The following is a 9,245-nucleotide window of genomic DNA, read 5'->3' on the forward strand; positions in this document are numbered from 1 at the left end:
CCCGCCAACCCATCCACCCACCTAAGGAATAATCAGCACTGGGCAGGGCGATAGGTTAATCACCCGCATGGTCACGCTTTCGTTCTGCACGTCTTCAATCAGGCCCACGCCTCGGCAGCCCATCACAATTAGATCGGCGTTGAGATCGTCGGCTACATCGCAGATGACAAAGGCGGGCTGCCCTTCTCGCTCCACCACGTCGGCCGCAATTGCCTGGGCAGAAAACAGGTCTTTGGCTTTGCCTAGCAGCTGCGCCACGGCCTCGGGCGACGACTGCCCGGCAGGCTGAGGGTTTTCGGGGGTACTAGGTTCAACCACCGACAGCAAAACCAGCCGACTCTGGTGCAGTTTGACCAGTTCCGCTACCTTGGGAGCCGCCTGCTGCGCCTCAGAACTCATGTCGATGGGAAATAAAACCGTCTTGAACATGGCGTATCGAAGGGAACTCACACTCCGGTAAAATGAGGGCGACCATACGTAAATATTACGACAGACACAGCCCCTGGGTTGAGCTGCATCACTCGCCTCAAATCTACCTTAGTCAAGGTTGAGGCCGCTGCCACCCGTGCGCTGCATAACGTAATAAATGCAGAGTCTTAACCCGTTTTAGGAGGTATTTTACAGTGACTAAAAAATCGGTGGCGAGCCTGTCGGCAGCTGACATTTCGGGTAAGCGGGTGCTGGTGCGCGCCGACTTCAACGTACCCCTCGACGACCAGGGTGCCATTACCGACGACACCCGCATTCGGGCCGCCCTGCCCACCATTCAAGATTTGACGGGCAAAGGGGCAAAGGTCATTTTGACTAGTCACTTTGGTCGTCCCAAGGGCCAGGTGGTCGACAGCATGCGCCTTACCCCCGTGGCCAAGCGCCTGGGCGAGCTGCTGGGCCAAGAGGTAATCAAGTGCGACGACTGTATTGGCGATGACGTGGCCAATGCCGTGGGTGCAATGGAAAATGGCCAGGTAGCCCTGCTCGAAAATGTGCGTTTTTATGCGGGTGAAGAAGCCAACGACCCCGAGTTTGCCAAGCAGCTGGCCGCCAACGCCGACCTGTACGTGAACGATGCCTTTGGCACCGCCCACCGCGCCCACGCCTCGACTGAGGGTGTGACCAAGTACCTTAGCCCCTCGGTGGCAGGCTACCTGATCGAGAAAGAGCTGCAGTACCTTCAGGCGGCAATCGAAAACCCCAAAAAGCCCCTGGCGGCCATTATTGGCGGCTCCAAAGTCTCCAGCAAAATCGGCGTGATCGAGACCCTGCTCGACAAGGTTGACAAGCTGCTGATCGGCGGCGGTATGATCTTCACCTTCTACAAGGCACGCGGCCTCAATGTGGGCAAGTCGCTGGTGGAAGAAGACAAGCTAGAGCTAGCCAAATCTCTAGAAGCCAAGGCCAAGGAAAAGGGCGTAGACCTGCTGCTGCCCACTGACGTGGTGCTGGCCGACAATTTTGCCCCTGATGCTAACGCCCAAACCGTCAGCGTTGAGGCGATTCCCGATGGCTGGATGGGGCTGGATATTGGCCCCGACTCAATCAAAGTATTCCAGGACGCGCTGAAGCAGTGCAAGTCGGTGATCTGGAATGGCCCCATGGGCGTGTTCGAGTTTGATAAGTTTGCGGCGGGCACCGAGGCGATCGCCCATACCCTAGCCGAACTCACCGATCAGGGCGTTACCACCATCATTGGCGGCGGCGACTCGGTGGCAGCGGTTGAAAAAGTGGGTGTGGCCGAGAAAATGAGCCACATTTCGACCGGCGGCGGCGCTAGTCTGGAACTGCTCGAAGGCAAAGAGCTGCCCGGCATCGCGGCCCTCGATGACGCCTAGGCCAGCAGCCTGATATTGCAGCAGTTGATTTAGTTAGCACACGTTGACAGGCGGAATCCTCTGGTAGAGGCATTGCACTCAGCCACCGGACCACCGCAACAGTGCGGACTCAAATTGAGGCTCAAGAGGGATGGAGGATCAATCCTCCATCCCTTTTTTTATGGACAGCGACCTGGGCCGATCGCCTAACGATCAGCCCGCTTTGAGGCCAGCAGGTGCAACGCTTGATAGGCATTACGCACCTCCTGCCACCCTCCGGGCAAAAGAATGAAGCTACTGGCGTAGGCACCGCCAAAAAGGGTCGCGCTTAGCACCAGGTATAGCCCAGCATTGGCGGGGAAGCCCAGCCACATCTCACCTGCTACCAGAAGACCGGCGGCGGCGAGCGACGCAACTGTGGGTCGCCATACTGCGCCAACAAAATCTCCCATCGTGAGGGGGGTTTTATGAAGACAGAATGCGATCGCAGGGTAGGTCAGCACCAGCGACGCCACGGTAACGCCCCAGGCCACCCCTAATGGCCCCCAGTAGGTGCCGATGGCGGCGGCGGCCACGACCACCGGCGTGTGTAGCGTGCTCCATCTCAGCTGGCGGTGGGTTTGCCCAGTCGACAGATAAATCCACTTCGTCACCCGGTAAAAGCCACTGACAAACACCGACAGCACCAGCACCCGAAAAATCGGGAACGAGTCAATCCACTGATCGCCCAGCAGCAGCAGCAGCAGCTGGTCCCCAGACACGCCTAAAAAGGCCAGAGCAGGCAAACAAAGGCCAAACATCAAAATCAAAATCTGTCGGCTTTGGCTGCGGTATTGGTTAACCTCACCGGCTGCTCGACTGAGGCTAGAAATCGCCACGTTGATCAGCGGCAAATACACCTGATTAAAGGGAAAGTAGGCCCAGTTATAAGCGACCGAGTAAAGGCCCAGGGCGCTGGCTCCATTGAAATAGCCCACCAGCACCCGATCCATTTCCATCCCCACCCGGTTGATCAGGTGAAAGCCACTCAGGTTCGCTCCGTAGGACAACATCTTGCCGGTATCGTGACGGGTCTCTTGGCTCAGCTGAACCAGGGTTTTGAACCCGGCAGGTCGCCAGCGACAGGCCACCCAATAACTCAAGCTCTGGGTCACCTGATAGGTCACCAGCTGTAACACCAAGGCCCAGTAGCTCCAGCCGCCCCTTGCGGCGACCAGCGCTACCCCTGCCCCTAAGGCCAGGCTCCCCACCTCAATCAGGGTGAGTATGCCAAAACGCATCTGCCTGGCCAACAGCGACTGGTGCTGAAACGACATGAACAGGCTGGCCATGCCCAGGGCCATGACTGGAATAATTAGAATGAGCCGGGGTTCCTGGTAGAACCAGGCGAAAGCAGGTGCCGACAGCAGCAGCCCGATCATCAGCAGGGTGTTAATGCCAAAGGAAAGCCAAAAGATGATGCTGGCCTGCTGGTGGTCTAGGTGCGATCGCTGCACCATGGCCGTCCCCAACCCCAGCGAGTTGACGCTTTCCACGAGGGCAAACCAGGGTAGAGCCATAGCCACCAGGCCAAAATCTGCCGGAGTGAGCAAGCGAGCCAAAATCGAGGTAGTGCCAATGCCAATCAGCAGCTTGAGCGGCTGCGAGCCAAAGGTAATTAGGCTCGATTGCAGCGATCGCTGCTGAAGATAAGCCTGCGAGGCACTAAAATTCAGGTCGTGAGAAGTTGGCTGCCGCTGACGTATAGCCATAACGATAAAATCGGGTTGCCTTAGGAAAACACATTAATTGAGCTGCCGTGCTCACCTGCCGCTAGCCTAGGCAACCGACGGTAGAGGTTGAGCCATCGGCACTTACTCCGTAGAGATTTGTCGCAGCTTAGTCCACTCCTCGTCAGTAACATTCTCATGGTGAGAGCGCTCCACATTCGCATCCTACAGACCGTAGTTTTCTCTCAAGATATTTTTGGCGGCCAGCAGCGCCGTCAGCAACAATTACTTCGTGGAGCGGTAGCAAGCCGTAGAGAATGTTCGCTAGATATGGCCGAAAGGCTGCGCCGCCGCTGTAAACCGGGATAACACTTGAAGGTCTGGTCGAAGCTGCCGCCATTTAGAGATATCCATGAACTAAAGCAGTCTTGTCATGCTGCCCTGACGATCACTGACCTGTAGTTAGTGCCCCAACTTAGAGAAGAAACCGGTTAGCAAACGAACGGTCTAATGGGTAATCTAATCTCTTCACGGCTGTCAAAATGCCTCCGGAGAAATACTGACTAGTTCACCATTCTCCTACAGATATTAAAGAAGTCAATGCAGAAACTGCTAGCGAACTCTAGATATTTTCATGGAAAATTTATGATTTCAATATGAGATCTTAATTAAGAATCAGGCCACTATTGTGTTCAAGAACGGTGGCCGGTCTCTGAAGATCGTCAACGAAACCAATTCCAAATCTAAAAGTGGCGTTTTACCGATGAAAAAACGCCGGATCCCGATTTGGACTTGGTAATGGCCCTTTGGAGCTAGAGTAGGTTAGGCCCAGATGCACCAGTCACCGGGTTGTGCGCACCAGTGGTTAACTGATTTGGCCGCGATACCAACTTTATCGACAAAATGTTTATCAAAGCGGTAGGCCGCACGAGCGCGATGCGGATCAGGCTAGATCCTGGCGGAGCAACCTTGGCTGAGTCAGTACCTTAAACGTCGGGCTGCGATCGCTCATACTCTAGGGGAGAAACATTGGATACATTCTCTACCTCGCGATCGCCTGAGCGATCGAGCACGTCAATGATCCAGGCTTCCTCAATCCAGGTTTTGCAAACAACCGCCAGGGGCAGGGCCAAAATCAGCCCTACAGGCCCAAAAAAGGTGGCAAAAAAGATTTGAGAAATTAGCGTAGCGGCAGGCAGCAGATCCACCTGCTTCTGCATCACCATGGGCGAAAACCAGTAGCTCTCCACATTTTGGATCAGTACGTAAAGCGCAATAACCGCTAGTGCTGTACCCGGTGACTGCAGTAGCGCCACAAACACCGGAAACACCGCGCTCAGAGTTGGCCCTAGGTTAGGAATAAAGTTAAACAACCCAGCCAGCACGGCGTGGGCAAAGGCGTAGGGTACCCCCAGCAGCACCAGACCCGTAAAGCTCAGGGTGGCCACAAAAATAGAGCTTAGGGCAACCCCGCCCAGCCAGAACATGAGAGACTTCTCGCACTTGTCTAGAATTTCGTCGGCGCGACGGCGGTAGCCCGACGGAAACAGCCGCAGCAGCAAGCGCCGATAAGCTGACGGGTTGGCCAACATCATCAGGGTAAGCACGACCAGCAGCAGCACCTGCAGCACAATGGCCACCGAACTCGAAAAGAAGGTCAAAAAGTTGCCAAATACTCTAGACCCGATAGACGCGACCTGGCGAAGCAAATCGGGCAAGCCCGGAATGAGTCTCAAGTCTTGCTCAGGAAACCAGTCGGGAGGGTTAGCTTGAAAGGTATCAAACCAAACGTTTAACTGTTCAAACCCCCTGGGGGTAAGCAGCAGCAGCTCTTGAAACTGGCTGACAAACAAAGGCAGCACCAGACCCAGAAAAATGATGCCGCCCAGCAGCACTAATGCCCCAGTCACTAGCACCGATCGCGGACGGGGCCAGCCATAGATCCTCGAAAAGAAACGCACCATGCTGTTGAGAGCAACGGTAATGACCACCGCCGCAAAAATCAGTAAGGCAATCTGGCGAAACTGCCACAAGATCACCAGGGCAATGCCCAGGGCGACCAGGTTAATCCAATCGGTTAGCTTCACGGCAATGGCACCTTATATATTTGATACCTGTGTGGCCAAATTGTAGCTAGGTATAGCGATAGAGAGTTCTAGTATCCCCACCCTGGCTGGTATGCTGGGAACTTATCATGTTTTTCCTGGGTGTTATGGTGAGCCCAACGTCAACTTCTCTGCGCGATCAGCAGCACCCGATGATTCGGGGCCTGGCCGATCGCATCGAAGCTACCTGGCAGCAGTACCTAGACCTGTCCCCATATCACCTGCCGGAGGATTTGGGCTATATCGAGGGTCGCTTGGAGGGTGAACGGCTCACCATTGAAAACCAGTGCTACCAAACTCCTCAGTTTCGCAAGCTCCACCTGGAGCTGGCGCGGGTGGGGGCAAATCTAGACATTCTGCACTGCGTCATGTTTCCCCGGCTTGAGTACAACCTGCCTATGTTTGGCTGTGATCTGGTCGGCGGGCGGGGGCAAATTAGCGCCGCCATTATCGATCTCTCGCCGGTAACCGGGACACTGCCCGAGGGCTACACGACAGCCCTCGATGCTTTACCAACCCAAAACTTTGCCGAAGAGCGCGACCTGCCCGGCTGGGGCACTATTTTTTCGCCCTACTGCCGATTTATTCGCCCCGCTAGCGCTGACGAAGAAACGGCCTTTGTCGACTTGATTGCTCAGTATTTAGCGCTGCACTGCCAGCAAGCGGTAGCGACCCCGGCTATTACAGACCAAACAGCGGTGGTAATGGCGGGTCAGCGTCACTACTGCGAGCAGCAGCAAAAGAATGACAAAACTCGACGCGTGCTCGAAAAAGCCTTTGGCGAAGCCTGGGCCGAGCGCTATATGACCACGGTGCTGTTTGACCTACCTGAAGCTTAGGTTAATTGGCGGACTTTCATCTGTCCAATGGTAGAGGGTTAATTAGAATAAGAATCTCTGTCGTACATACTCAGCGATCGCTATGACCGTCAGCTCTCCCGCCCCACTCAATACCCTCAGCCTAGATACAACGCCGGATCTAGCGGCTCCCCGGTTGGGCCGGTTGATTGTATTTACAGGCCCCAGCGGGGTGGGTAAAGGTACACTGCTGCGATCGCTGCGCCACCGCTACCCCATGCTCAAGCTGTCGGTATCGGCCACTACCCGATCGCCCCGACCGGGCGAAGTTGATGGCCAAGACTACTTCTTTGTCAGCCGTGAAGCCTTTCTAGAAATGGTGGAGCGGGGCGAACTGCTGGAGTGGGCCGAGTTTGCGGGCAACTTCTACGGCACCCCCAAGACCCCGGTCATGCAGGCGATCGAAGCCGGTCACTGGGTAATTTTGGAGATTGAGCTAGAGGGGGCTCGCCAGGTGCGCGAAACCTTCCCCAATGCCCTTCAGCTGTTTGTGCTGCCCCCCTCTATTGAAGAGCTAGAAAGCCGCATTCGCCTGCGCGGTAAGGATGCCGACGAGGCCATTGCGCGACGACTCCAGCGCGCCCAGGTAGAGATTGACGCCGCTTCAGAGTTTGACGAGCAAATTGTTAACGATGACCTGGAGGTCGCCCTTCAGCAGCTCGAAAACGCTATTTTTAAGGACTAGAGCCACAACAAAATGGCGCTGCGCTCAGCTAACGCAGGCTAGGGCTACCTGCCAGTCTGTGCCCTGTTTGTAGGTGCGCAGGGCCTGGCATTTGGCCAAAAACTTAGGTAGCCCTTTGGGTTCTCCCAGGCGTTTGAGAACCTGGCTGAGTGACTCTTGATGGGTATGGGCAAAGTGCAGGCTGAGTACAGAAAGGGGAATCGAACCACCAGACTGCTGCGAAGACAGACTCCACAACAGCTTGATGAGAGCTTGTTCTAAGCTCTTGGTGTCATCAATAGATTGGCCTGTAGCGGCCGCCAAAGGCTGATCAGCCACAGCCTCGGGCCAATGCGTCGCACTGGTTGGGCGGTCTTCAGGAGTGGCTAGTCGCACCTCAATTTGCCCCCCGTCGACCAGAGGAAAGAGTTCAAAGGTGTCGTGGGCTTCTAGAAACTGCTTTAGGTTTCTATAGTCGGCATAGGTTTGCAGGGCTTGACTGGCTGAGATTTGGTTGCGATCGCGAAAGAGCGTACCCAATCGCCCCAGCGTAATCGGCTGCCCTGGATTAGCCTGCTGCTCTTCCAAAATCAACTTTTTTAGCGATCGCTCCATCTGTACCAAAGACGGCACCCCAACCGTGGTTGAGTCAGTGGCACCACGAATGACTTGCCTCTTTTGCGTGCCAATATTTAGAACGGCAAAGTTATTACCACGGCCACTAACGCGATAGGGAGTGATACCGAGGCTGAGGAGAGCATGACCCAGATGCAGCAAATCTGAATCTGTAGAGCAGATAAACACCTCGCGAATCGATGGGTTGCGGAGGGAGATTAAAAAGGCGTCTAACGACATCTTGATATCGGCACTGTTTTTGCCGGAGGGGACGTGTACCATTTGATATCCCCTGCGGTAAAGGGCCTGATCGCGATCGCCGAGTTTACGCCAGTTGCCGAAGGCTAGCCGGTAGCGAATCGGATATTGCCCAATCTTCTGCAACGCATCTTCCAGTGCTTCAGGCAGGCTCATATTTTCAGCATCCACCAATAAAAGCCCTGATTCAGCAAAATTGGCAGACTCGGTAGTACCTCCCCGCGCCTGAGTCGGCTCGGCCTGAGCCTGAGGGAGATGGCTATCGGACTGAATTGATCTAGCGGCAAGTGTTTGAACCCGCTGCAAAATTGTTTGATGAGGTTTGGAACCTTGAAAAGCTGGAGTAAAGAACTGTTCGAGAATGTGCTCAACCGCCTTGATTAAGGCTGGAAGATCAGCCTGTTTTGCCAGCAGGGCCGTAATTTTATGAATCTGCGCTTCGTTCGAATTGGCAAGCAGCCATTTTCGACCCGACTCGCTCAAAATGTGAGGATGTTGATGTTGAGCCACCATCAGCGCTGTGTGAAGCAGTTGACCAACCGCTTCACACAGGTCTAGGTTAGGCAACTCGGGGGAACGAGTCATGCTGATCGCTAGCTGTTAAACGCTACATCCACTACAACGGCTGAAATTCTTGGCGAATGGCTTCTACCCGCTGGCGGTTGACGCCCAGGTCAGACTTGCCCATCCGCGAGGCCGATCGGACCTGAATCGCCGATTCGGCTGGGTCGAGGTAAAACTCTACATCGTCTACAAAGCCCATCAGCTTGCTGGCGAACTCGGCATAGAGGTAGTTGTCGGTCGATTCGATCACGGTGGTGCGAGGCATGGCTTTGACCACGGTCGCCAGCTTAGCCATCGCCTCGGCTGGGTCACCACTAAAGGCCAACGGCGCGATCGCGTGCTCGGCATCGGTGTTGCCCTGACTGATGACGCAGTTGGGGGAATCAGGGCAGGGGGTCAGCTTGCCCTCCTTAACGCCCAGGTTGGTAGGGCGATCGCCCGCCATATTGCCAATAAAGGGTAGTGCGCCCATGGGACTAGTATCCAAAGAAACAGCAGCGCTGGGGCTAGCATGGCCCAGCAACGTTAGCATAACCAGAGCAACCCCAAACACAAGGCGAAAACCTGATCTCAGCATGACGAACGTTCAAATCCTTAGGTGGCTCTCTTGTAGGATAAAGCAGATGAGTTAGCTCCGAACCCCACCCCCCTGCCAGAGGTTAACC

9 protein-coding genes are annotated in these 9,245 nt (G+C 55.1%); 4 read left to right on the plus strand and 5 right to left on the minus strand.

Annotated features, from left to right (window positions below):
* Positions 1–21 precede the first annotated feature (21 nt).
* Positions 22–429 (minus strand): universal stress protein, encoded by a 408-nt coding sequence (locus tag IQ273_RS25850; protein WP_194026017.1) that lies wholly within the window; start codon positions 427–429, stop codon positions 22–24.
* A 194-nt stretch (positions 430–623) separates the two neighbouring features.
* On the opposite strand from IQ273_RS25850, the gene IQ273_RS25855 reads away from it, so the two are divergent.
* Positions 624–1,829 carry a phosphoglycerate kinase gene (locus IQ273_RS25855; protein ID WP_194026018.1) on the plus strand — a complete coding sequence of 402 codons (1,206 nt, stop codon included), beginning with the start codon at positions 624–626 and terminating at the stop codon, positions 1,827–1,829.
* 185 nt (positions 1,830–2,014) lie between these two features.
* Here IQ273_RS25855 and IQ273_RS25860 read toward each other — a convergent pair whose 3' ends face one another.
* On the minus strand, positions 2,015–3,559 hold the full coding sequence (locus IQ273_RS25860; protein ID WP_194026019.1) for a lipopolysaccharide biosynthesis protein: 1,545 nt from the start codon (positions 3,557–3,559) through the stop codon (positions 2,015–2,017).
* A gap of 156 nt (positions 3,560–3,715) precedes the next feature.
* On the opposite strand from IQ273_RS25860, the gene IQ273_RS25865 reads away from it, so the two are divergent.
* Complete coding sequence (locus IQ273_RS25865; protein ID WP_194026020.1) at positions 3,716–3,886, plus strand: hypothetical protein; 171 nt, start codon at positions 3,716–3,718, stop codon at positions 3,884–3,886.
* Positions 3,887–4,503: 617 nt separating this feature from the next.
* On the opposite strand, the gene IQ273_RS25870 is transcribed toward IQ273_RS25865, so the two are convergent.
* Positions 4,504–5,604: an AI-2E family transporter gene (locus IQ273_RS25870; protein WP_194026021.1), complete on the minus strand. Its 1,101-nt coding sequence runs from the start codon at positions 5,602–5,604 to the stop codon at positions 4,504–4,506.
* Between the two features lie 125 nt (positions 5,605–5,729).
* Between IQ273_RS25870 and IQ273_RS25875 the strand changes: the two genes are divergently transcribed.
* Both IQ273_RS25875 and gmk read left to right on the plus strand, forming a co-directional pair.
* Positions 5,730–6,461 carry a phycocyanobilin:ferredoxin oxidoreductase gene (locus tag IQ273_RS25875; RefSeq protein WP_194026022.1) on the plus strand — a complete coding sequence of 244 codons (732 nt, stop codon included), beginning with the start codon at positions 5,730–5,732 and terminating at the stop codon, positions 6,459–6,461.
* 82 nt (positions 6,462–6,543) lie between these two features.
* Complete coding sequence (gmk, locus tag IQ273_RS25880; RefSeq protein ID WP_228053875.1) at positions 6,544–7,164, plus strand: guanylate kinase; 621 nt, start codon at positions 6,544–6,546, stop codon at positions 7,162–7,164.
* A gap of 24 nt (positions 7,165–7,188) precedes the next feature.
* Here the strand turns inward: gmk and IQ273_RS25885 are convergent, their stop codons facing one another.
* Both IQ273_RS25885 and IQ273_RS25890 read right to left on the minus strand, forming a co-directional pair.
* Positions 7,189–8,601 carry an NYN domain-containing protein gene (locus tag IQ273_RS25885; protein ID WP_194026023.1) on the minus strand — a complete coding sequence of 471 codons (1,413 nt, stop codon included), beginning with the start codon at positions 8,599–8,601 and terminating at the stop codon, positions 7,189–7,191.
* A gap of 31 nt (positions 8,602–8,632) precedes the next feature.
* Entirely contained in the window at positions 8,633–9,052 is a 420-nt protein-coding gene (locus IQ273_RS25890; RefSeq protein ID WP_228053877.1) for a DUF1499 domain-containing protein, read from the minus strand.
* Between the last annotated feature and the right edge of the window lie 193 nt (positions 9,053–9,245).

Source organism: Nodosilinea sp. LEGE 07298 (assembly GCF_015207265.1).
Lineage (GTDB): Bacteria > Cyanobacteriota > Cyanobacteriia > Phormidesmidales > Phormidesmidaceae > Nodosilinea.